The organism is Streptococcus mitis, assembly GCF_019929545.1.
In the GTDB taxonomy this organism is placed as follows: Bacteria; Bacillota; Bacilli; order Lactobacillales; family Streptococcaceae; genus Streptococcus; species Streptococcus mitis_BU.
The window spans coordinates 68221-90156 of the sequence record NZ_JAHZPT010000003.1 but is presented as its reverse complement, the minus strand read 5'-3'; the positions used below and the strand labels follow the sequence as shown (position 1 = coordinate 90156).

Annotated in this window: 22 protein-coding genes and 1 pseudogene; 18 read left to right on the top strand and 5 right to left on the bottom strand. The window is 37.8% G+C overall.

The window, feature by feature from the left end; all coding sequences use genetic code 11:
* Positions 1 to 111: 111 nt before the first annotated feature.
* From nrdF to nrdH, 3 genes are all read right to left on the bottom strand, one after another.
* Positions 112 to 1074 (bottom strand): class 1b ribonucleoside-diphosphate reductase subunit beta, encoded by a 963-nt coding sequence (gene nrdF / locus K1I71_RS01865; RefSeq protein ID WP_223330061.1) that lies wholly within the window; start codon positions 1072 to 1074, stop codon positions 112 to 114.
* Positions 1075 to 1220: 146 nt separating this feature from the next.
* Positions 1221 to 3380 (bottom strand): class 1b ribonucleoside-diphosphate reductase subunit alpha, encoded by a 2160-nt coding sequence (nrdE, locus tag K1I71_RS01860; protein WP_223330060.1) that lies wholly within the window; start codon positions 3378 to 3380, stop codon positions 1221 to 1223.
* An 80-nt stretch (positions 3381 to 3460) separates the two neighbouring features.
* On the bottom strand, positions 3461 to 3679 hold the full coding sequence (gene nrdH / locus K1I71_RS01855; protein ID WP_000259240.1) for a glutaredoxin-like protein NrdH: 219 nt from the start codon (positions 3677 to 3679) through the stop codon (positions 3461 to 3463).
* Between the two features lie 350 nt (positions 3680 to 4029).
* Between nrdH and K1I71_RS01850 the strand changes: the two genes are divergently transcribed.
* The 4 genes from K1I71_RS01850 (at position 4030) to K1I71_RS01835 (ending at position 7256) form a co-directional block, all read left to right on the top strand.
* Positions 4030 to 4293 (top strand): phosphocarrier protein HPr, encoded by a 264-nt coding sequence (locus tag K1I71_RS01850; RefSeq protein WP_000146947.1) that lies wholly within the window; start codon positions 4030 to 4032, stop codon positions 4291 to 4293.
* A 5-nt stretch (positions 4294 to 4298) separates the two neighbouring features.
* On the top strand, positions 4299 to 6032 hold the full coding sequence (gene ptsP / locus K1I71_RS01845) for a phosphoenolpyruvate--protein phosphotransferase (RefSeq protein WP_223330059.1): 1734 nt from the start codon (positions 4299 to 4301) through the stop codon (positions 6030 to 6032).
* Positions 6033 to 6165: 133 nt separating this feature from the next.
* Positions 6166 to 6660: a YkgJ family cysteine cluster protein gene (locus tag K1I71_RS01840; RefSeq protein WP_084949820.1), complete on the top strand. Its 495-nt coding sequence runs from the start codon at positions 6166 to 6168 to the stop codon at positions 6658 to 6660.
* A gap of 56 nt (positions 6661 to 6716) precedes the next feature.
* A complete protein-coding gene (locus K1I71_RS01835; protein WP_223330058.1) occupies positions 6717 to 7256 on the top strand; it encodes a ClbS/DfsB family four-helix bundle protein in 540 nt (179 codons plus the stop codon).
* A 97-nt stretch (positions 7257 to 7353) separates the two neighbouring features.
* Here K1I71_RS01835 and dhaQ read toward each other — a convergent pair whose 3' ends face one another.
* Positions 7354 to 8343: a DhaKLM operon coactivator DhaQ gene (gene dhaQ, locus K1I71_RS01830; RefSeq protein ID WP_223330057.1), complete on the bottom strand. Its 990-nt coding sequence runs from the start codon at positions 8341 to 8343 to the stop codon at positions 7354 to 7356.
* Positions 8340 to 8870: a dihydroxyacetone kinase transcriptional activator DhaS gene (dhaS, locus tag K1I71_RS01825; RefSeq protein ID WP_223330056.1), complete on the bottom strand. Its 531-nt coding sequence runs from the start codon at positions 8868 to 8870 to the stop codon at positions 8340 to 8342. The genes dhaQ and dhaS overlap by 4 nt, the downstream gene beginning before the upstream one ends.
* A gap of 153 nt (positions 8871 to 9023) precedes the next feature.
* Here dhaS and dhaK point away from each other — a divergent pair, with 153 nt between their 5' ends.
* The 14 genes and pseudogenes from dhaK to K1I71_RS01755 all read left to right on the top strand — a co-directional run bounded on the left by dhaK (position 9024) and on the right by K1I71_RS01755 (position 21936).
* Positions 9024 to 10013 carry a dihydroxyacetone kinase subunit DhaK gene (dhaK, locus tag K1I71_RS01820; protein ID WP_033685018.1) on the top strand — a complete coding sequence of 330 codons (990 nt, stop codon included), beginning with the start codon at positions 9024 to 9026 and terminating at the stop codon, positions 10011 to 10013.
* Between the two features lie 21 nt (positions 10014 to 10034).
* Positions 10035 to 10610 carry a dihydroxyacetone kinase subunit DhaL gene (gene dhaL, locus K1I71_RS01815; RefSeq protein ID WP_000990807.1) on the top strand — a complete coding sequence of 192 codons (576 nt, stop codon included), beginning with the start codon at positions 10035 to 10037 and terminating at the stop codon, positions 10608 to 10610.
* A complete protein-coding gene (dhaM, locus tag K1I71_RS01810) occupies positions 10610 to 10984 on the top strand; it encodes a dihydroxyacetone kinase phosphoryl donor subunit DhaM (RefSeq protein ID WP_223330055.1) in 375 nt (124 codons plus the stop codon). Before dhaL ends, dhaM begins: the two co-directional genes overlap by 1 nt.
* A gap of 476 nt (positions 10985 to 11460) precedes the next feature.
* The gene (locus K1I71_RS01805) at positions 11461 to 12096 is read left to right on the top strand and encodes a TetR/AcrR family transcriptional regulator (protein WP_223330054.1); all 636 of its coding nucleotides are present in this window, start codon (positions 11461 to 11463) and stop codon (positions 12094 to 12096) included.
* Between the two features lie 171 nt (positions 12097 to 12267).
* Entirely contained in the window at positions 12268 to 13008 is a 741-nt protein-coding gene (locus tag K1I71_RS01800; protein WP_223330053.1) for an ABC transporter permease, read from the top strand.
* Between the two features lie 135 nt (positions 13009 to 13143).
* Positions 13144 to 13863, top strand: coding sequence for an ABC transporter ATP-binding protein (locus K1I71_RS01795; RefSeq protein WP_223330052.1), 720 nt, complete (start codon positions 13144 to 13146; stop codon positions 13861 to 13863).
* A gap of 21 nt (positions 13864 to 13884) precedes the next feature.
* Positions 13885 to 15566: pseudogene (locus tag K1I71_RS01790) on the top strand (ABC transporter ATP-binding protein).
* A gap of 350 nt (positions 15567 to 15916) precedes the next feature.
* Positions 15917 to 16129, top strand: a complete 213-nt coding sequence (locus K1I71_RS01785) for a hypothetical protein (RefSeq protein WP_223330051.1) — start codon at positions 15917 to 15919, stop codon at positions 16127 to 16129.
* Positions 16130 to 16248: 119 nt separating this feature from the next.
* Positions 16249 to 16941 (top strand): pyrimidine 5'-nucleotidase PynA, encoded by a 693-nt coding sequence (pynA, locus tag K1I71_RS01780; RefSeq protein WP_223330050.1) that lies wholly within the window; start codon positions 16249 to 16251, stop codon positions 16939 to 16941.
* Between the two features lie 61 nt (positions 16942 to 17002).
* Positions 17003 to 17656: a uracil-DNA glycosylase gene (locus K1I71_RS01775; RefSeq protein WP_223330049.1), complete on the top strand. Its 654-nt coding sequence runs from the start codon at positions 17003 to 17005 to the stop codon at positions 17654 to 17656.
* Between the two features lie 9 nt (positions 17657 to 17665).
* Positions 17666 to 18130, top strand: a complete 465-nt coding sequence (locus tag K1I71_RS01770) for an NUDIX hydrolase (RefSeq protein ID WP_223330048.1) — start codon at positions 17666 to 17668, stop codon at positions 18128 to 18130.
* 12 nt (positions 18131 to 18142) lie between these two features.
* Entirely contained in the window at positions 18143 to 19411 is a 1269-nt protein-coding gene (locus K1I71_RS01765) for a dihydroorotase (protein WP_223330047.1), read from the top strand.
* Positions 19412 to 19452: 41 nt separating this feature from the next.
* Positions 19453 to 20814, top strand: coding sequence for a sodium-coupled multidrug efflux MATE transporter PdrM (gene pdrM, locus K1I71_RS01760; RefSeq protein ID WP_223330046.1), 1362 nt, complete (start codon positions 19453 to 19455; stop codon positions 20812 to 20814).
* Positions 20815 to 20967: 153 nt separating this feature from the next.
* Positions 20968 to 21936, top strand: a complete 969-nt coding sequence (locus K1I71_RS01755) for a thiamine pyrophosphate-dependent dehydrogenase E1 component subunit alpha (RefSeq protein WP_223330045.1) — start codon at positions 20968 to 20970, stop codon at positions 21934 to 21936.

Here is a 21936-nt window from a genome sequence, read left to right as displayed (position 1 = left end):
CCATAAAATACTCAAACACTCAAATAAAAAAACAAAAGGAAACAAAAACAAAAATATCATGGTTGTTTTAAACAAACCATGATATTTGTTATCACTCATAAAATAGTTGACTTAATCTAAACCGTAGAGGTAGTCCTCATCCTGCATAGCTTCAACTTCACCAAGGAGGTAACCATTTCCGACTTGGGAGAAGAAGTCGTGGTTAGAAGTTCCTGTTGAGATCCCGTTCATGACGATAGGATTGACGTCATCTGCTGAGTCAGGAAAGAGGGGATCTTGTCCGAGGTTCATAAGAGCTTTATTGGCATTGTAACGAAGGAAGGTTTTAACTTCCTCAGTCCAGCCAACACCGTCATAGAGGCTCTCTGTATAGCCCTCTTCGTTCTCATAGAGGGTGTAGAGCAGGTCGTACATCCATTCTTTCAGTTTTTCTTGCTCTTCTTCAGGCAATTCGTTGAAACCAAGTTGGAATTTGTAACCAATGTAGGTTCCGTGAACAGACTCATCACGGATGATCAGTTTGATGATTTCCGCAACGTTGGCCAGTTTGTTGTTACCGAGATAGTAGAGTGGGGTGAAGAAACCAGAGTAGAAGAGGAAGGTTTCAAGGAAAACGCTGGCAACTTTCTTTTCAAGTGGGCTACCATTGAGATAGATTTCATTGATAATTTCCGCTTTTCTTTGTAGATAGGGGTTAGTGTTGGTCCATTCAAAGATTTCTTCGATTTCAGCCTTGGTATTCAAGGTTGAAAAGATAGAAGAATAAGATTTTGCGTGGACAGATTCCATAAACTGGATGTTATTGAAAACAGCTTCCTCATGCGGTGTACGGATGTCTGCGCGAAGTGCTTGAACCCCTGTTTCAGATTGCATGGTATCTAAAAGGGTCAAACCACCAAAGACTTTTCCAACCAAGTCTTTTTCTTTGTTTGATAGTTTTCTCCAGTCGTCTAGGTCATTTGACAAGGGGATACGCGTATCGAGCCAGAATTGCTCCGTCAGCTTTTCCCAAGTTGATTTGTCGATGACATCTTCGATGGCATTCCAGTTAATGGCTTTGTAGTAAGTTTCCATTTGAAATCTCTTTCTGTATGTAATAATGCGATAACAATCAACTACTATTTTATCACAAATTGGTAAGGGGATGGAAGAAAAAGTCGGCGAACCGACTTTTGAATGGATAGCTCCTGTTTAAGGTCTCTAGTCTAACTATATAAAAACTAGATCACACAGCTCTCACATTGGTTGGCACCGACTTCTCCACCGTCGTCTGTAAAGGTACGGACGTAGTAGATAGACTTGATACCCTTGTTAAAGGCGTAGTTACGAAGGATAGAGAGATCACGAGTCGTTTGTTTGTTTTCTTTCTTCCATTCGTAAAGACCTTTTGGAATGTCACTGCGCATGAAGAGGGTGAGGGAAAGTCCTTGGTCTACGTGCTCTGTCGCAGCCGCATAAACATCGATCACCTTGCGCATATCCATGTCGTAAGCAGAAGTGTAGTAAGGAATGGTTTCTGTTGACAAGCCAGCAGCAGGATAGTAGATTTTACCGATTTTCTTTTCTTGACGCTCTTCGATACGTTGCGTAATCGGGTGGATAGAAGCAGAAACGTCGTTGATGTAACTGATAGAACCATTTGGCGCTACAGCAAGGCGGTTTTGGTGGTAAAGTCCATCTGCTTGAACCTTGTCGCGAAGTTCAGCCCAGTCAGCAGCACTTGGGATAAAGACATCTTTGAAAAGTTCTTTAACACGGTCTGATTTTGGAACAAATTCGCCCGTTATATACTTGTCAAAGTAGCTTCCATTAGCATAGTCTGATTTTTCAAAGTTGTGGAAGGTAATACCACGTTCACGCGCGATATTGTTTGATTCTACCAAGGTCCAGTAGTTCATAAGCATAAAGTAGATGCTTGTAAACTCAACAGACTCAGGCGATCCATATTCAATCAATTGTTGGGCAAGGTAGCTGTGAAGCCCCATGGCACCAAGACCAAAGGTATGAGCTTGGCTATTTCCGTGGTCGATGGTAGGAACAGCTACGATGTGTGAACTATCTGTAACGAAAGTAAGGGCACGAACCATAGCACGGATAGAACGACCAAAATCAGGTGAAGTCATCATGTTAACCACGTTGGTTGAACCAAGGTTACATGAAACGTCCGTTCCCATTTGAAGGAATTCTTGAGCATCGTTGATCAAGCTTGGTTCTTGGACTTGAAGAATCTCAGAACACAAGTTACTCATGATAATCTTACCATCAACAGGATTTGCACGGTTAGCCGTATCAATGTTGACTACATAAGGGTAGCCAGATTCTTGTTGCAATTTAGAGATTTCAGTTTCCAAATCACGCGCCTTGATTTTTGTCTTGCGGATATTTGGATTTGCGACTAATTCATCGTATTTTTCAGTGATGTCGATGTAGTTAAATGGCACACCGTATTCAAGCTCTACTGAGTAGGGGCTAAAGAGGTACATTTCTTCATTTTTACGTGCTAATTCGTAGAATTTATCGGGTACTACAACACCAAGTGAAAGGGTCTTTACACGAACTTTTTCATCGGCGTTTTCTTTCTTAGTTGAAAGGAAGGCGATAATATCTGGGTGGAAGACGTTGAGGTAGACAACACCAGCACCTTGACGTTGACCCAATTGGTTTGAGTAAGAGAAGCTATCTTCGAAAAGCTTCATAACTGGAACGACGCCAGAAGCTGCTCCTTCATAGCCTTTGATAGGTGCACCAGCTTCACGAAGGTTGCTGAGAGTAATTCCCACACCACCACCGATACGTGAAAGTTGAAGAGCTGAGTTGATAGAACGTCCGATAGAGTTCATATCATCAGTTACTTGGATCAGGAAACATGATACCAATTCACCACGACGAGCGCGTCCAGCATTCAAGAAGGAAGGAGTAGCAGGTTGGTAGCGTTGGTGGATGATTTCATTGGCAATGTCGATTGCAACAGCTTCATTGCCATCAGCGAAATAAAGGGCGTTAAAGAAGACGCGGTCTTCCATGCTTTCAAGATAATATTCACCGTCGTTAGTTTTCAAAGCATATTGATTGTAAAATTTATAAGCTGCCATGAAAGACTTGAATTGGAAGTTTTGGTCTTTGATAAATTGAGACAATTCTTCCAAAAACTCTGGACGGTAGTTCTTGATAAAGGCTGTTTCGATGTAGTTGTGTTCAATGAGGTAGTTGATTTTATCCTTGATTGAATCAAAAACCATAGTGTTTGGAACTACATTTTCTTTAAAGAAGGCATCCAAGGCTTCCTTATCTTTATGAAGCATGATTTGTCCATTGACAGGACGGTTGATTTCGTTATTGAGACGGAAGTAAGTCACGTCCTCAAGATGTTTTAATCCCATAAAATTTCCCTTATCTAATTACAAAAGAAAGGCTTCTAAGTTAGCCCTAGAAGCAGTTTCTTCTGGATGATGTACTAAGATTATGCTAATTGTTTCAATTTTCCTGGTTGGAAACCTGAAAAGACTTCAGTTGGTGTTTGGATAACAGGAGCCGCGCTGAAACCGAGCTCTTTAACTTGATCGATGTACTCAGGTTGCTCATCAAGATTGATTTCACGATAAGCGACATTATTACTGTCCAAGAAACGTTTGGTCATCTTACATTGGACACAGTTGTTTTTAGAATAAACGGTTACCATTGTGTAACTCCTCTTTCAAAATAGATTACTTTCTTAGTATATCAGAAAATAAATTTTTGTCAATGATTTAAAACTAAATATAGTGGTCTATTTTTATGCTTAAGCTCACAAAACACAATATGTAGTGTTTGCTTTGTAAAATAGTGATGATAATCCTACAAGTAGTTTTTTGGAAAACTATATCCTGTGTTTTGTTATCTAGAATAGAAGATTTTCAGCAAGTTATCTGAAAGGAAATCGAATAAATCCCATAAAATGCTTGAAAAAAATCCTAGAAGATGATATAATACCAAATTGTAAGGGTTATCACATATAACTCAAAAAAGAAAGAACAAAAGGAGAGTCAAACTATGGCTTCTAAAGATTTCCACGTAGTGGCAGAAACAGGTATTCACGCACGTCCAGCAACATTGTTGGTACAAACTGCAAGCAAATTTGCTTCAGATATCACTCTTGAGTACAAAGGTAAATCAGTTAACCTTAAATCAATCATGGGTGTTATGAGTCTTGGTGTTGGCCAAGGTGCTGACGTAACTATCTCAGCTGAAGGTGCAGATGCAGATGACGCTATCGCTGCAATCTCAGAAACAATGGAAAAAGAAGGATTGGCATAAGGAAAATGACAGAAATGCTTAAAGGAATCGCAGCATCTGATGGTGTTGCAGTTGCAAAAGCATATCTACTCGTTCAACCGGATTTGTCATTCGAGACTGTTTCAGTCGAAGATACAAACGCAGAAGAGGCTCGTTTGGATGTAGCTCTTGAAGCTTCTCAAAACGAGCTTTCTCTTATCCGTGAGAAAGCTGTAGGTACGCTTGGTGAAGAAGCGGCTCAAGTTTTTGACGCTCATTTGATGGTTCTTGCTGACCCAGAATTGATTGGTCAGATTAAAGAAACAATCCGTGCTAAGAAAGTCAATGCAGAAGCAGGTCTTAAAGAAGTGACTGACATGTTCATCACTATCTTTGAAGGCATGGAAGACAACCCATATATGCAAGAACGTGCAGCGGATATCCGCGACGTGACAAAACGTGTATTGGCAAATCTTCTTGGTAAGAAATTGCCAAACCCAGCTTCTATCAATGAAGAAGTAATCGTGATTGCGCATGACTTGACACCATCTGATACAGCTCAATTGGACAAAAACTTTGTAAAAGCTTTTGTAACAAACATCGGTGGACGTACAAGCCACTCAGCTATCATGGCACGTACACTTGAAATTGCAGCTGTATTGGGAACAAATAACATCACTGAAGTGGTGAAAGACGGTGATATCCTTGCCGTTAACGGAATTACTGGTGAAGTGATTATCAACCCAACAGATGAACAAGCGGCAGAATTTAAAGCAGCTGGTGAAGCTTATGCTAAACAAAAAGCTGAATGGGCACTTTTGAAAGATGCTCAAACAGTGACTGCTGACGGTAAACACTTCGAGTTGGCTGCTAACATCGGTACTCCAAAAGACGTTGAAGGTGTTAACAACAACGGTGCAGAAGCTGTTGGACTTTACCGTACAGAGTTCTTATACATGGATTCTCAAGACTTCCCAACTGAAGATGAGCAGTATGAAGCATACAAGGCTGTTCTTGAGGGAATGAATGGTAAACCTGTGGTTGTTCGTACAATGGATATCGGTGGAGATAAGGAACTTCCTTACTTCGATATGCCACACGAAATGAACCCATTCCTTGGATTCCGTGCCCTTCGTATCTCTATTTCTGAAACTGGAGATGCAATGTTCCGTACACAAATCCGTGCCCTTCTTCGTGCTTCTGTTCATGGTCAATTGCGTATCATGTTCCCAATGGTTGCCCTTTTGAAAGAATTCCGTGCAGCCAAAGCAGTTTATGAAGAAGAAAAAGCAAACCTTCTTGCTGAAGGTGTTGCAGTTGCGGATGACATCCAAGTTGGTATCATGATTGAAATCCCTGCAGCAGCGATGCTTGCAGACCAATTTGCTAAAGAAGTAGACTTCATGTCAATTGGTACAAACGACTTGATCCAATACTCAATGGCAGCAGACCGTATGAACGAGCAAGTTTCATACCTTTACCAACCATATAACCCATCAATCCTTCGCTTGATCGACAACGTTATCAAGGCAGCTCACGCTGAAGGTAAATGGGCTGGTATGTGTGGTGAGATGGCTGGTGACCAAAAAGCTGTTCCACTTCTTGTCGGAATGGGCTTGGATGAATTCTCTATGTCAGCAACATCTGTACTTCGTACACGTAGCTTGATGAAGAAATTGGATACTGCTAAGATGGAAGAGTACGCTAACCGTGCCCTTACAGAGTGTTCAACAATGGAAGAAGTTCTTGAACTTCAAAAAGAATACGTTAACTTTGATTAATGTGATTAACCTTGTAACATAGTTGCAAGGTTTTTTGACGCATTTTGGAAAAGTGTAGTCCTATAAAGTCCACTTTAAAATGCTCCGGAGGCATGGTATAATAGGGGAAAGTAATTAGAATAAGAGAGAAAACATGTCTAAAGAAATTGATATTGAGTACTACCACCAGCTGGCCTTGCAAAAGCAGAAGGAGCATCGAAAAGTTTTAGCCAATTTAAAGAAAAAACCACCAAAAAATCTAGATAAGATAGCCCAACAGATTCACCAAGAAGTCTTTGAGGAGATTGATTGTACTGCCTGTGCTAACTGTTGTAAGACATTGGGGCCTGACTTTAAAGAAGCGGATATTACACGAATCGCCAAGTATTTTAAGATGAAATTACCAGCTTTTGAAGCGGAGTTTCTGCAAGTAGATGAAGATGGTGATAAGGTTTTCAAATCCATGCCCTGCCCATTTTTAGGAGGAGATAACCTCTGTTCCATCTATGAAGTTCGTCCAAAGGCCTGTCGAGAGTTCCCCCATACTGATCGTAAAAAAATCCATCAAATCAACCATTTGACGATTAAGAATACTTTGACCTGTCCAGCAGCCTATCTCTTTGTTGAGAAATTAAAGGATAAGTTATAGAGATTTAAAGGATAAAAAATTTCTAATAATAACTAACAATATGAAGGGGGAACTCTGTGCCTAGACCGAAAACAAAAGAGGAGCTAGTGCTGGCCTCTAAGGAAAACTATGAAAAGCTCAATCGTTTTATCTCCCAACTAAGTGAAGATGAGCTACAGACTCCATTTGATTTTTCAAGAGACCCAAAGAAAAAAGAAGCTCACTGGAAAAGGGATAAAAATCTACGGGATGTCTTAATCCATCTTTATGAATGGCAGCAGTTACTTTTGACTTGGGTACATTCTAATCAAGAAGGTCACGAAAGACCTTTTCTCCCTGAATCTTATAATTGGAAAACTTATGGAGAAATGAATGTCGCTTTTTGGAAGAAGCACCAGAAAACGACATTAGAAGAAGCAACTAGACTCTTGGCGAAATCACATAGAGAGGTTTTAGAGTTGGTGGAAGGCTTTAGCACTGACGAACTCTTTACCAAAGGTGTCTATAAGTGGACAGGTGGGACAAGTCTAGGTTCCTACTTTGTCAGTAGTACCTCCAGTCATTATGATTGGGCTCTGAAAAAACTCAAAGCACATCAGAAGAATTGTAAAGGATAGATGGACTATTTGAAATAGAAAGAATGAGTTCTTTTAAACGTAAGATAAAAGCAAAGGGCTATCAAGTGATGTAGCCCTTTTGAGTTATACAAGCAAATTACCATGCAAAAGCTGTCGTTGGAGCATTGAGCGCTTCTAACCACTGTTTATTTTTTACAGGGCAAAGAGTTACGGATATACCTGCCATATCTAGACTGGTCATAAATGTTCCTGATTTTATAAAAGTAATAGTGACTCCTTCAATTTCTAAGAGTTGAAGGAGATCATTGATAAATATCCCCATTTCTAGGTTGCTGGTAGTGCCTAGATTATTTACAAGCAATATAAATTGATCGCCCTTTTTCCAATGATAGTGCAATCTTAATTTACTTATAATTTCATTTGCAAGGATTTCCGAAGATTGAAATGGGACGATACGATAGCCTTCTTCGCCATGTATCCCAATACCATAAGAAATATTTCCTTCTTCCAAGTTAAATAGTGGAAGGGTGGCTTGGGGGAGACTAGCAGCTTTCGTTGCAAAGCCAATTGTTGCGATTTCGGGAGCAAGTTCATGACCTAAATCGGTTAGTTGTTCTATGTCAGCTCCATTTTGAGCTGCATATCCTAGAATTTTATGAAGTAAAATAGTCCCTGCAAGCCCTCTTCCTCTAATTTGAAATCTATTGTGAGGTTCAATAGAAATATCGTCGTGTGCTAGACTATAGCCAACCTTAATTCCTTCTTGTCTAGCAGTATTAATGGCCCAGCTAAATTCTTTGATGTCTGCTTCGAAATTTTTTACAATGATGAAGACACCGTGACCATTGTTTAAAAAACGAATGGACTCTAAGATTTCAGTTCTTGTAGGAGGAGTAAATAATTGGCCATAGATAGCAGCAGTAAGCATTCCTTCTCCCACATATCCAATATGAGCGGGTTCGTGACCGGAACCTCCACCCGACAATATTGGAACCTGATGAGGATTGCGATTTTTTTGATGGACTAGTGGTAAAGTAGGGTGTTTTTCTAATTCAGGATGACTGCTGACAGTTGCCGAAATGTAACTTGAAATAATTTTCTGTTTATGATTTGAAATAAATGTCATTGTGGTCTCTTTCCAATAATTGTCATGATTAGAAAGTCTGGTTGTGGAACTGGACTTTTTTTATTGACGTAAGCCTTCACGATTTCTGCTAGAGCATGTGAATGATAGTCTAACAAAAAACAAGTATAAGCAGATGAATCGATATCAATCTGACCGTATTCTCTTAAAATTTTTGATACAAGCAAGCGACAGTAGCTGATAAATTGGTCATAGAAGTTATTTTGCCCTTGAATATCAAAAAGTTGAATATAAAAGTCACGCTCTTGTTCGAAATAAAGAAATAATTCTTGTAATAGTTTTTGGCCTGAAATGAAGTCCAAGTTATTGGTGATATACTCGGTTAAGTCATTTTCAAATATCCAGTCTAGCAGTTCATATTTGTCAAGAAAGTGATTATAAAAGGTCTGTCTACGAATGCCAGCTGATTCCATGATATCTACAATGGAGATTTTGTCAAATTCTCTAGTAGCTAATAGGTCTCTAAATGCCTTGGCAATCCGTTTTTTTGTAATAAATGATGATGCCATAGGAAACCTTTCTTTTACTTACTTCATTTTACCAAAAAAATGTTTTAAACGGGTTTAAAAGGGGACAAATAATAGAATCTGTCCCTTATCATCCAGCGATAAAAAATATATAATGAAAGCGAAAACAAAGGTAGATGCCGAAAGGAGTTTCTCATGAAAAAAATTATAAATGAACCGACACAAGTTGTTGATGAAATGTTGCAGGGATTGTCATTCATGCATGATGACTTGGTAGAACGCTTAGATGGATTTGATGTCATTGTTAGAAAGGCAGAAAAGACAGGAAAAGTTGGACTTATTTCAGGTGGAGGTTCAGGACATGAACCAAGTCATGCTGGATTTGTAGGAGATGGAATGTTGTCTGCTGCTATTTGTGGAGCAGTCTTCACTTCACCTACTCCGGACCAAATTTTAGAAGCTATTAAGGCGGCTGATGAAGGTGCTGGAGTTTTCATGGTCATCAAGAACTATTCTGGGGACATCATGAACTTTGAAATTGCACAAGAACTTGCTGAAATGGAAGGTATTGATGTAGCAAGTGTTGTGGTTGATGATGATATCGCTGTTGAAAATAGTCTCTATACCCAAGGCCGTCGAGGTGTTGCAGGTACTATATTAGTCCATAAAATTTTGGGTGATGCGGCTCGTTCTGGTAAATCATTAGCTGAAATGAAGGACTTGGCCGACAAACTTGTCTTAGAAATTAAAACAATTGGCTTAGCTCTATCTGGCGCTACTGTTCCAGAAGTTGGGAAACCAGGTTTTGTTCTAGAAGATGATGAATTTGAATATGGAGTTGGTATTCACGGTGAGCCAGGATATAAAAAAGAGAAAATGCAACCTTCAGCACAATTGGCCTCAGAATTGGTTGAAAAATTATCTGAAGGTTTCCAACTTAAAGCTGGAGAACGCTATGGCCTTCTCATTAATGGTTTAGGAAGCACTCCTCTTATGGAGCAATACGTATTTGCAAATGATGTAGCTAAATTACTCCATGAAAAAGGTGTTGAGTTGGCATTTAAGAAAATTGGAAACTATATGACATCAATTGATATGGCTGGCTTGTCATTAACATTGATTCGATTGGCAGATGATGAGTGGTTGGATGCTCTAAATGCACCTGTTACTACCCCAGCTTGGTAAGACTCAAGGAGGAAATGTTTCATGAATGCTGAACAAGCTCTTGAATGGATGAAGCTTTTTAATGAAAAGATTCAAGAACAGAAAGATTACCTTAGTGAGTTAGACACTCCAATAGGAGATGGAGACCACGGTGGAAATATGGCGCGTGGCATGGCTGCAGTTATGGAAAACTTAGAAGGAAAGCAATTTGAGACCAGCAGTGATGTTTTTAAACTTGTCTCAATGCAACTACTGAGTAAGGTAGGCGGTGCTTCTGGTCCCTTGTATGGCTCTGCTTTTATGGGCATGGCCAAGGCTGATTCTAATTCGAAAATAGAGGAAATCTTACAAAGCGGTTTGGATATGATTGTCAAACGTGGGAAAGCAGAAGTTGGAGAAAAGACAATGGTTGATGTTTGGACTCCTGTTATTGCTGCTTTGTCTGCTGGCCAATTGACTCAAGAGGTTATTGATAAGGTAGTGAATGCTACCAAAGATTTACTTGCAACTAAAGGAAGGGCATCTTATGTAGGAGAACGTTCTCTTGGACATATTGATCCTGGATCATTCTCATCAGGATTACTCTTTACTGCTCTTTTAGAAACTGGGGTGGTTTAATGGGAAGTATTGGTCTTGTTATCGTTTCACATTCCAAACACATTGCAGAAGGTGTTGTTGAACTGATTAGTGAAGTAGCTAAAGATGTTCCAATTACTTATGTAGGAGGAACCGAAGATGGAGGAATTGGAACAAGTTTTGATCAAGTAGATAGGGTTGTTTCCGAAAATCCAGCAGATACTTTATTAGCTTTTTTTGACCTAGGTTCTGCTAAAATGAACTTAGAAATGGTGGCTGATTTCAGTGATAAAAGTATCATCATCAATAGTGTTCCGATTGTAGAAGGTGCCTATACTGCAGCTGCTCTTCTTCAGGCTGGTGCAGAACTGTCAGTTATTCAAACACAGTTGTCGGAGCTTGAAATCAATAAATAAGGAATTTTACTATAACTCTTTTTATAGATGGCCTATTGATTATCTCAACTATCAAATTTTAAGTAAATAATTTCAAAATCAGAAAGGGATTGCTTTGTGCAGTTCCTTTTTATTTTAACAGTAGTAAAGCTATAGAGTTTCTAAATTGTGAATCATTCAAAACTGATTGTGATGGAACTATTCTAGCTTTAGAATTCTTTAAAAATTAAAATTTAAGGCAATCAATGACTTAGAATAGTGCAAAACCATCTATTTTATAGGGATTCTAGGTTTAGAATTGCATAGATATTTATGAAGCTAGGGTATTCGATAGTTAGGATTGTTCTATTCTGAAAGATTTTGAGCTGTCAATCTTCTAGAATAGTAGTTTGCCAATGAATTTTGAAAATTAGAGGGGATAAAAATAATCTTGACATTATTAGTTTCTTGCATTATAATGAGATTACATACCATTAGTATGTTGGAAAGGAGTTATAATGGCAAGGAATAGAAACTCACATGAAACTAGAAAAAAAATATTAGAAGTTTCGAAAGATTTATTTTTAGAAAAAGGATTTGATAATACCTCAATACAAGATATAATCGATGGGTTAGGTGGATTGACGAAAGGTGTTATTTATCATCATTTCGAGTCTAAAGATGAAATATTGCAATCAATCATTAGCGAAAATAATCAAGAAATTTTAAATTACAATTGGAGAGGAGATACTGCATTAGAAAAAATACAAAATTCTTTGATGGATGCGTTCTCTAATTTAGAACAACAAAGATTAGTATACTCAGTCTCAATTATGCTAAGAAGTCCACGTTTATTAGGAGAGCAGTATTTAAGTTTATTTTCTGATTTTTTACCAGAAATTAGGAAGAGAGTTTATGAAGGTGTTAAAGATGAATCAATAAAAACAGAATATCCGGAAGAACTAGCAGATTTAATCGTTTTGACGCTAGATGTTTGGATTGGATTCCAAATTTCTGTTTTTTCAGTAGAAGAATTAAAACGAAAAATGAATTTCATTAAACTGACTTTTGAAGGTTTGGGGGTGCAGTTGATTACTGATGAAATGATGGAAGTAATTTTCCAATTATTTGATCACTTAAAAGGTGTCAAATAAATTTTAAGTATTGATATTTTAAAAAATACCATACTCTAGATATGGTATTAAAAATTCAATCATACATACCTTTAGTATGTTTATTTTTTGATTTTTAACATACCAGAAGTATGTGAGGTGCTTTTTGAATAGTGTAATTAATATTAACAAAATTTTTTGGAGGAAAAATCTATGTTGTCGCTTATTAAAATTGAATTAAATAAAGCTTCAAAATCAAAATTATTTTTTGCTTGGTTGGGGACTATATTGATAATATTAGGTATTACAGGAATCATAATCATGGGGTTAGGTACTGATAATAAACTGGGAGATTTTGTTGGACAGAGTGCCAATAATATTAAAATTACTGATAAATGGGGAAGTTGGGCAATTGCAACATCATTGTTTGCATCTTTATTTACTAAAGCAGCATTTTTGATTTTTGAATCTTATTTATTGTCTACGATTATTATTGATGAATTTAAACGAAGAACAATTTTTCAGCTGTTTTCCTACCCTGTTTCTAAAATAAAGTTACTATGGGGAAAAGTGCTTACAGTAATTCTGATATCATTTATTGCTCATTTTACTGCACATTTAGTTATTCAATTATTAATTAAATTAGTAGCAGTTTTAACTGAATCAAATTATATCCCAGTAGCTAATCAAATGATTAACTTAGCTGGAATTACGTTTGGAACGGTATTAATCGGAATACTACCTTTTGTTTTAGGCATGATTAGGCATTCAATAGCTATAACAATGCTTTCAGGACTTGGTTTAGCAGCGTTACTTTCGAATGTAAGTCCAGGAGGTTTATCTAATAATATTGCTGATAACTTATTCTTTTTGATATTTGCAAGTTTCATAAGTTTAATGATTACTTCATTTTCAATTTTTAATATTTCAAGACAAGATATTAGTATCAAGTAGTATAGCTAAATTTAATGGAAGGAAAGTGCTAATTTTGTGATGATTTATTTAAACGAAGAGACTGTATAAGTTAGTATTTATGCTCCTGAAGAAAAATTCTTGCATTTAAAGCTAGATATAGAAAGAGAGATAGAAATGAAAAATATTGTTGAAGTAAAAGAAGTTTTTAAAACAATTGATAAAGAAGAAATTTTAAGTGGTATCAACCTTCAAATTGCTGAAGGAGAAATCTATGGATTTTTAGGACCAAATGGCGCAGGGAAAACAACTTTAATGAAATGCATGTTATCCTTATCAACTGTTACATCTGGTAGTATTGAAATCTTTGGAAAAAATTTACAAGATCACAGAGAGGAGATTCTAAGTCAAGTTGGAAGTGTTATTGAAACACCAATTTTTTATGAAAACCTCACAGCAAAAGAAATTTTGGAAATTCACGCGCAATATATGAGGAAAAATATTACCGAATCAGATATAATAAGAGCCTTAAGGATGGTCGGATTAAAAAATACGACTAAAAAAGTAAAAGATTTTTCGTTAGGAATGAGGCAAAGGCTTGGTTTAGCTCGTGCGTTTCTAACAAAACCTAAATTGTTAATTTTAGATGAGCCAATCAATGGTTTAGATCCAATAGGAATTCAAGAAATTCGAAATCTTTTGTTGTCGCTTTCAAAGGAACATGGAATTACAATACTAATATCGAGTCATATATTATCGGAAATTTCACAGATAGCAGATAAAATTGGTTTTATCAAAAATGGAGAAATGCTAGAACAAGTCTCTATGAAAGAGATTAGGAGAGAGAATATTGACTTAGAAGAATATTTTATGTCACATTTTCTAAATGAAATTTAAGAATTATGAGGTAGATTAGGAATGAAACAATTGACAAAGTACCATAAGAAGTCTTTTTATACTTTCATGATTTTTAATATACTAGTTCCTTTAACTAATATTGCTTTTGCTTATTCTATTAAAATTATAATTGATAGTGGAATGTCCCAAAATAGGGAAGCTCTAACCCAAGCGATACTAATAGGTGCTATCGTAATATTTATCTATGCCAGTCTTAATTTTATATCCCTTCGATTAAGAAATAAACTTGTTAGGCAGATTATGTCAAGATACAAAAATAAGGTGTTTAAATCTATTTTAGATAGCGATTATAGAGAATTTTCTAAGGAAAAATCAGGGAAATTTATTTCAATATTAACTGAGAACATGAAGAAAATTGAGCAGGATTATTTGCACCAGTATTTTAATATTTCAAAAAATATTTCCTTAATGATTTTCTCACTAGTAGCCATGTTTATAGGTAATTGGTTTTTGACCTTATTAGTTATCATTGCTAGCATTATTCCTATGATGATTTCAGGATTTATTGGACAAAAATCAGCCTCTCTACAAAATATTTCTATAATATCCGATCAGAAATATTTAGCTAAGGTTAAAGATATTTTAGCAGGGTTTCTAGTTATAAAGAGTTTTAATGTGAAAGAGGCTATCCGTCAAGATTACAAAAACGAAAGCGAAAAATTGGATGAGATATATTTCATCAAAGGAAAATTTGATGTTTTATCTAATGTTATTTCTCAACTTTCAGGGATGATTGTTTTTTTAGTAGCCTTTGGTGGAGGAATGTATCTGGTCTTCGGTGGGTATACCACAATTGGGAGTGTTACAGCTATTGTTCAACTAGTCAATTTTGTAGTAATGCCACTAAATGAAATTGGTATGGGAATGAGTAAATTCCGCGAAGGTCAGGCTACACTGAATTCATTTGAGGTAAAAGATGTAATCGAACTTCAAACTGGTAAAACGAAAGAATATTTTGATGATGTCATTTCTTTTTCAAATGTAGATTTTTCCTACCCTAATGCTGAGGAAAAGATTTTTAATAATTTATCTTTACAGATCAAAAAGGGGGAAAAATTGCAATAGTAGGTATGTCAGGTAGTGGAAAATCAACTTTACTCAATCTATTACTGCGTTTCTATGATGTAACAAGTGGGTATATCTCAATTGATAATCAAGATTTGCAAGCTATTTCAGCAGAGAGCCTTTATAATTTAATGAGTATTGTTCAGCAAGATGTTTATATCTTTGATGATACTTTAAAAGCAAATATTACCCTTAGTCAATCCTTTACTGAAGATGATATAAAAAAAGCTGTACAGCAGTCTGGCTTAGAAAGTTATATTTTAGAAAATGAATTAGGTCTACAAACTTCATGTGGCGAGAATGGATCAAATCTATCTGGGGGAGAGAGACAGAGACTTAGTATTGCGCGTGCTTTAATTCGAAAAACACCAATCTTATTATTAGATGAGGCTACCTCGTCTTTAGATAATAAAGTTACTACTGAAATTGAAAATTCAATTTTAGAAATTCAAGATTTGACGGTTCTTGTTGTTACGCATAAGTTAAATAAGAGCATGTTGAAAAAATACAATAGAATTCTTTTTATGAAAAATGGAGTTATTGTTGAAGATGGTTCTTTTGATAACTTGATGGATAGGAAAGGTGAATTTTATAAATTGGTTGAGTTGAGTGTGTAATGCTACCACAATAAAAAGAGGATGAAAATCTTTAATCTCAAGTTGTTTTTCAATAATATTATGGTTGTATAAACAAAGGGAATTTGAGAATTAAAAAGTGACTAAAAAAGAAGGTTAAATAATATTAATCTGTAAAATAAAACTCATAGAATATGATTAAATGGTAAATATCAATTAAATTGAAAATTTTATAGTGTTATAATATAATTAAAACATAAGAGCAAGAAGGTTGTGCTTAAAAAATAATCTTAGTATAGCTTATCTCTGACAAATATTTAGATTTTAGAGCTGTTTAATTTTAAGCAGTCATTATTTTTAAACATTAGTGGCTTCAAAGGAAAATATTTAAAATGAAACATTTTTTTGCAGGAATTGGTGAGATAAGATTTAGCAGTTATCTATTGTCTATATGTGTAGGACTAGCCCCTCTTTTTCATATCTATGTAATAGGCTCTGAAATGAATTTTGTGAAAATAGTGTTATCTATTTTGGGAATTATATTTGTTTGTATTTTAACTATTGCTCGAATTTATAGAAGATTTTTCTATAATTCACTAGAATAGTATGGGTTAGTTAATCAATTGGAACGATTATTCTTTGTGATACTATACCACTTTTAAGTTTTTACATTAAACAGCTGGCTGAAGTGACAGTTGTTTATCTTAGAAAGGAAAACACCAAATTGTCCTACAAATTTCTACTCTTCGACCTCGACCACACTCTTCTTGATTTTGATGCTGCTGAGGATGTGGCTTTGACGCAACTCCTAAAAGAAGAAGGGGTTACAGATATTCAGGCTTATAAAGATTATTACGTTCCTATGAACAAGGCTCTCTGGAAGGACTTAGAGCAAAAGAAAATTAGTAAACAAGAGCTGGTTAACACGCGCTTTTCTCGTTTATTTGCTCATTTTGGACAGGAAAAAGACGGTAGTTTTCTAGCCCAGCGTTACCAATTTTACCTAGCCCAACAGGGACAAACGATTTCCGGCGCTCATGAACTTTTGGACAGTCTCATCGATCGTGATTATGACTTGTATGCTGCGACAAATGGGATTACTGCTATTCAGACAGGGCGTTTGGCTCAATCTGGTTTAGCACCTTATTTCAATCAAGTCTTTATCTCAGAGCAATTGCAAACTCAAAAGCCTGATGCTCTCTTTTATGAAAAGATTGGTCAGCAGATTGCAGGTTTTAGCAAAGAAAAGACGCTGGTGATTGGAGATTCCCTAACCGCCGACATTCAAGGTGGTAATAATGCTGGGATTGCCACTATCTGGTACAACTCTCATCACCTAGAAAATCACACACAAGCCCAGCCAACCTACGAAGTCCATTCTTACCAAGACTTGCTGGATTGCTTAGATAAACTGTAAAAAGTGGTTTAGATAGCCACTTTTTGCTATAATAGAGGCAGTAAAAAAGAAGGAGTCGGCTATGGAACACTCGTCTTGGCATGATTTGATAAAGGAGCAATTACCTGAAGGTTATTTCGGGAAAATCAATCAGTTTATGGAGCAGGTTTATTCTCAAGGGACTATTTATCCGCCAAAGGAAAAGGTTTTTCAGGCTCTCTTGACAACACCGCTTGAAGACGTTAAGGTGGTGATTCTGGGACAGGATCCCTATCACGGGCCAGGTCAAGCGCAGGGCTTGAGTTTTTCTGTACCTGACTCTATTCCAGCTCCGCCATCCTTGCAAAATATCTTGAAAGAATTGTCAGATGATATCGGGGTTAAGAAATCTCATGATTTGACAGCTTGGGCTGAGCAAGGAGTCTTGCTTCTTAATGCTTGTTTGACAGTTCCTGCTGGACAGGCCAATGGTCATGCTGGTCAGATATGGGAGCCTTTTACGGATGCTGTGATACAGGTAGTCAATCATCTAGATAGACCAGTCGTTTTTGTACTCTGGGGAGCTTATGCACGTAAGAAGAAGGCCTTAGTTACCAATCCTCATCACTTGATTATCGAATCAGCCCATCCCAGTCCGTTGTCAGTTTACAGAGGATTTTGGGGTTCCAAGCCTTTTTCCAAGGCCAATGCATTCTTAAAAGAGAAAGGACAAGAGCCAATCGATTGGCTTAGATAAGGAGAAAATATGCCTCAGTTAGCGACAATTTGCTACATTGATAACGGGAAGGAACTGCTCATGCTCCATCGTAATAAGAAACCCAATGATGTCCATGAAGGGAAATGGATTGGTGTGGGTGGTAAGCTAGAGCGAGGAGAGACGCCTCAGGAGTGCGCGGTGCGTGAAATCCTTGAAGAAACAGGGCTCAAAGCCAAGCCAGTTCTAAAAGGTGTCATCACTTTTCCTGAATTCACGCCAGATCTAGACTGGTACACCTATGTTTTTAAGGTGACAGAGTTTGAAGGGGACTTGATTGACTGCAACGAGGGAACGCTGGAATGGGTTCCCTATAACGAGGTTTTGAGCAAGCCGACTTGGGAAGGTGACCATACCTTTGTTGGGTGGCTTTTAGAAGATAAACCCTTCTTTTCAGCTAAGTTTGTTTATGGTGGGGATAAATTGTTGGATACCCAAGTTGATTTCTATGAATAAAGGAGAAAGCAGATGCTACTAATCAAAAATGGTCGTGTAATGGATCCCAAGTCTGGTTTGGATCAAGTGTGTGATATTTTAGTCCAAGATGGGAAAATTGTCAAAATTGCGCCTGAGATTAAGGAAGAAGGAGCAGAGATAATTGATGCTACTGGTCTAGTAGTTGCTCCTGGCTTGGTTGACATCCATGTTCATTTCCGTGAACCTGGTCAGACCCACAAAGAAGATATTCATACGGGTGCCCTAGCAGCCGCTGCAGGTGGTTTTACAACTGTCGTCATGATGGCTAATACTAGTCCAACCATCTCAGATGTTGAGACTTTGCAAGAAGTTCTCCAGTCAGCTGCCAAAGAGAAGATCAATGTCAAGACGGTAGCGACCATTACTAAAAATTTTAATGGGCAAGATTTGACTGACTTTAAGGCACTCTTAGAATCAGGTGCGGTTGGTTTCTCTGATGACGGTATTCCACTTGAAAGTAGTAAAGTTGTCAAGGAAGCCATGGAAGAAGCCAAAAAGCTTAATACCTTTATTAGTCTCCATGAGGAAGATCCAGGATTGAACGGTGTTCTGGGCTTTAATGAAAACATTGCTAAAGAACATTTCCATATCTGTGGTGCAACTGGGGTGGCTGAGTATGCTATGATGGCGCGTGATGTCATGATTGCCTATGCAACTAAGGCTCATGTCCATATTCAGCATTTGTCTAAGGAAGAAAGTGTTAAAGTAGTGGAGTTTGCTCAAAGATTGGGAGCGCAAGTCACAGCAGAAGTAGCGCCACAGCATTTCTCTAAGACCGAAGCGCTCCTTTTGACACAAGGTAGCAATGCTAAGATGAATCCACCGCTTCGTTTGGAATCAGACCGTCGTGCCGTGATTGAAGGTCTCAAGTCAGGTGTCATCACAGTTATCGCGACTGACCACGCGCCTCATCATGCAGATGAGAAAAATGTCGAAGATATTACCAAAGCGCCATCTGGTATGACTGGCTTAGAAACATCTCTATCTCTTGGATTGACTTATTTGGTCGAAGCTGGTGAGTTAAGCTTGATGGAATTACTCGAAAAAATGACATACAACCCATCCAAGCTTTACAACTTTGAAGCAGGTTACTTGGCTGAGAATGGCCCAGCGGACATCACTATTTTTGATGTTAAGGCTGACCGTCTTGTGGACTCCCATTTTGCTTCAAAAGCAGCTAATTCACCATTCATCGGTGAAACCTTAAAAGGGCAGGTTAAATACACCATCTGTAAGGGACAAATCGTCTATCAAAACTAGGTGGGAGTCTGCTCTGTAAACAAAAAGAATAGAGAGCCTATATGTACCAAACCCATCATTTTAAAGACAAGTTTATCTTATTTTTAAAGATATTTTTCCCTATCTTGATTTATCAATTTGCCAATTATTCTGCATCCTTTGTTGATACGACTATGACTGGCCAATACAATACCATGGACTTGGCTGGTGTGTCTATGGCAACCAGTATCTGGAATCCTTTCTTTACCTTTCTAACAGGTATTGTGTCAGCCCTGGTGCCTATCATTGGTCACCATCTTGGTCGAGGCAAAAAGGAAGAAGTTGCGTCTGATTTTTACCAGTTCATCTATTTGGCCTTGGGTCTATCTGTGGTCTTGCTGGGGATGGTACTTTTCTTGGCACCACCAATCTTGAATCATATTGGACTAGAGGCACAAGTGGCAGCAGTAGCGGTTCGCTATCTTTGGTTTTTATCTATTGGAATTATCCCCCTGTTGCTTTTTAGTGTCGTTCGTTCCTTGCTGGATTCGCTGGGCTTGACCAAACTGTCTATGTATCTCATGCTTTTGTTACTTCCTCTCAATAGCGGATTTAACTATCTCTTGATTTACGGGGCCTTTGGTGTTCCAGAACTGGGAGGTGCTGGTGCTGGTTTAGGAACATCCTTGGCCTACTGGGTCTTACTGGGAATTTCTGTACTGGTTCTATTTAAACAGGAGAAGCTCAAAGCCCTACATCTTGAGAAACGAATTCCGCTTAATATGGATAAAATCAAGGAAGGAGTTCGTTTAGGTCTGCCTATAGGGGGGACTGTCTTCGCGGAAGTGGCTATCTTTTCTGTGGTTGGCTTGATTATGGCTAAGTTCTCATCCTTGATTATCTCTAGTCACCAGTCAGCTATGAATTTTTCAACTCTCATGTACGCCTTTCCTATGAGTATCTCATCGGCTATGGCCATTGTCGTTTCCTATGAAGTGGGAGCCAAGCGATTTGATGATGCGAAAACCTATATTGGTCTAGGAAGATGGACAGCCCTCATTTTTGCGGCCTTCACCTTATCCTTCCTTTACATTTTTAGAGGAAGTGTAGCTAGTCTTTATGGTAACGACCCAGAATTTATCGATTTGACAGCGCGTTTTTTGACTTATAGTCTTTTCTTCCAGTTAGCAGATACCTTTGCGGCACCGCTCCAGGGAATTTTACGGGGCTATAAGGATACCGTTATTCCTTTTTACCTTGGTTTGGTTGGTTATTGGGGCGTAACAATCCCAGTGGCTATGCTATTTGATTCCCTAACAGATTTTGGAGCTTATTCTTACTGGATCGGCTTGATTATTAGTTTGGTTGTGAGTGGGGTTCTCTACCGTTGGCGTTTAACTGTGATTATGAAGAGATTTGAATCTTTAGTAAAATCTAAACGCTAAAAAGTTTGTGAAAAAATATTCTTGATAAGGAAATCCCTTATTCCTATGGGGTTTTCTTTTTTATTTTGTGAAATTTCTTTTAGAAAAACTTTGACAGTGTTTGCCAAAAACGGTAAAATAGTAAGGTAAGAAGAAACTTAGAAAGGCAAGAAGATGTCAACTTTAGATAAAAATCTTTTGCTCGAAATGTTCCGTAAGATGGAAGAAATCCGTCGTATGGACTTAAAAATTGCGCAATTAGTAAAGAAAGGGAAAGTGCCAGGAATGACGCACTTTTCTGTTGGAGAGGAAGCCGCTAACGTGGGTGCTATGTTGGCTCTCAATCCAGATGATCTAATCACATCAAACCACCGTGGTCACGGACAAGCAATTGCCAAAGGGGTTGACCTCAACGGAATGATGGCTGAAATCCTTGGCAAATACACTGGAACCTGTAAAGGTAAAGGTGGATCTATGCATATTGCCGATCTTGATGCTGGTAACCTTGGTGCAAATGGTATCGTAGGTGGTGGTATGGGAATCGCTGTTGGTGCAGCCCTCAGTCAGCAAATGCAACATACTGGAAAAATCGTTGTCTGCTTCTTTGGAGATGGTGCGACCAATGAAGGTGTTTTCCACGAAGCAGTGAACATGGCTTCTATCTGGAACCTGCCAGTCATTTTCTATTGCATTAACAACGGTTACGGTATCTCTGCGGATATCAAGAAAATGACTAATGTGGAGCATATCCATCAACGTAGCGCTGCATATGGAATTCCTGGAATGTTTATCGAAGATGGAAACAATGTCATCGACGTCTATGAAGGATTTAAGAAAGCTGTAGACCATGTTCGCAGTGGTAATGGTCCAGTCTTGATTGAAAGTGTTACTTATCGCTGGCTTGGTCACTCATCATCTGACCCTGGTAAATATCGTACGCGTGAAGAAGTGGAATTGTGGAAACAAAAAGACCCGATCGAAAACCTTCGCAAGTACCTCATTGAAAATAACATTGCAAGTGCCGAAGAATTGGAAGAAATCCAAGCGCAAGTCAAGGAAGCAGTAGAAGCTTCTGTTAAATTTGCAGAAGAAAGTCCATTCCCACCGCTTGAATCAGCCTTTGAAGATATTTACGCAGACTAA

Excerpts from the sequence above, each read along its gene's own strand:
- nrdF (WP_223330061.1), bottom strand. The coding sequence starts at position 1,074 with ATGGAAACTTACTACAAAGCCATTAACTGGAATGCCATCGAAGATGTC.
- nrdE (WP_223330060.1), bottom strand. The coding sequence starts at position 3,380 with ATGGGATTAAAACATCTTGAGGACGTGACTTACTTCCGTCTCAATAAC.
- nrdH (WP_000259240.1), bottom strand. The coding sequence starts at position 3,679 with ATGGTAACCGTTTATTCTAAAAACAACTGTGTCCAATGTAAGATGACC.
- K1I71_RS01850 (WP_000146947.1), top strand. The coding sequence starts at position 4,030 with ATGGCTTCTAAAGATTTCCACGTAGTGGCAGAAACAGGTATTCACGCA.
- ptsP (WP_223330059.1), top strand. The coding sequence starts at position 4,299 with ATGACAGAAATGCTTAAAGGAATCGCAGCATCTGATGGTGTTGCAGTT.
- K1I71_RS01840 (WP_084949820.1), top strand. The coding sequence starts at position 6,166 with ATGTCTAAAGAAATTGATATTGAGTACTACCACCAGCTGGCCTTGCAA.
- dhaQ (WP_223330057.1), bottom strand. The coding sequence starts at position 8,343 with ATGACATTTATTTCAAATCATAAACAGAAAATTATTTCAAGTTACATT.
- dhaS (WP_223330056.1), bottom strand. The coding sequence starts at position 8,870 with ATGGCATCATCATTTATTACAAAAAAACGGATTGCCAAGGCATTTAGA.
- dhaK (WP_033685018.1), top strand. The coding sequence starts at position 9,024 with ATGAAAAAAATTATAAATGAACCGACACAAGTTGTTGATGAAATGTTG.
- dhaL (WP_000990807.1), top strand. The coding sequence starts at position 10,035 with ATGAATGCTGAACAAGCTCTTGAATGGATGAAGCTTTTTAATGAAAAG.
- dhaM (WP_223330055.1), top strand. The coding sequence starts at position 10,610 with ATGGGAAGTATTGGTCTTGTTATCGTTTCACATTCCAAACACATTGCA.
- K1I71_RS01805 (WP_223330054.1), top strand. The coding sequence starts at position 11,461 with ATGGCAAGGAATAGAAACTCACATGAAACTAGAAAAAAAATATTAGAA.
- K1I71_RS01800 (WP_223330053.1), top strand. The coding sequence starts at position 12,268 with ATGTTGTCGCTTATTAAAATTGAATTAAATAAAGCTTCAAAATCAAAA.
- K1I71_RS01795 (WP_223330052.1), top strand. The coding sequence starts at position 13,144 with ATGAAAAATATTGTTGAAGTAAAAGAAGTTTTTAAAACAATTGATAAA.
- K1I71_RS01785 (WP_223330051.1), top strand. The coding sequence starts at position 15,917 with ATGAAACATTTTTTTGCAGGAATTGGTGAGATAAGATTTAGCAGTTAT.
- K1I71_RS01775 (WP_223330049.1), top strand. The coding sequence starts at position 17,003 with ATGGAACACTCGTCTTGGCATGATTTGATAAAGGAGCAATTACCTGAA.
- K1I71_RS01770 (WP_223330048.1), top strand. The coding sequence starts at position 17,666 with ATGCCTCAGTTAGCGACAATTTGCTACATTGATAACGGGAAGGAACTG.
- K1I71_RS01765 (WP_223330047.1), top strand. The coding sequence starts at position 18,143 with ATGCTACTAATCAAAAATGGTCGTGTAATGGATCCCAAGTCTGGTTTG.
- pdrM (WP_223330046.1), top strand. The coding sequence starts at position 19,453 with ATGTACCAAACCCATCATTTTAAAGACAAGTTTATCTTATTTTTAAAG.
- K1I71_RS01755 (WP_223330045.1), top strand. The coding sequence starts at position 20,968 with ATGTCAACTTTAGATAAAAATCTTTTGCTCGAAATGTTCCGTAAGATG.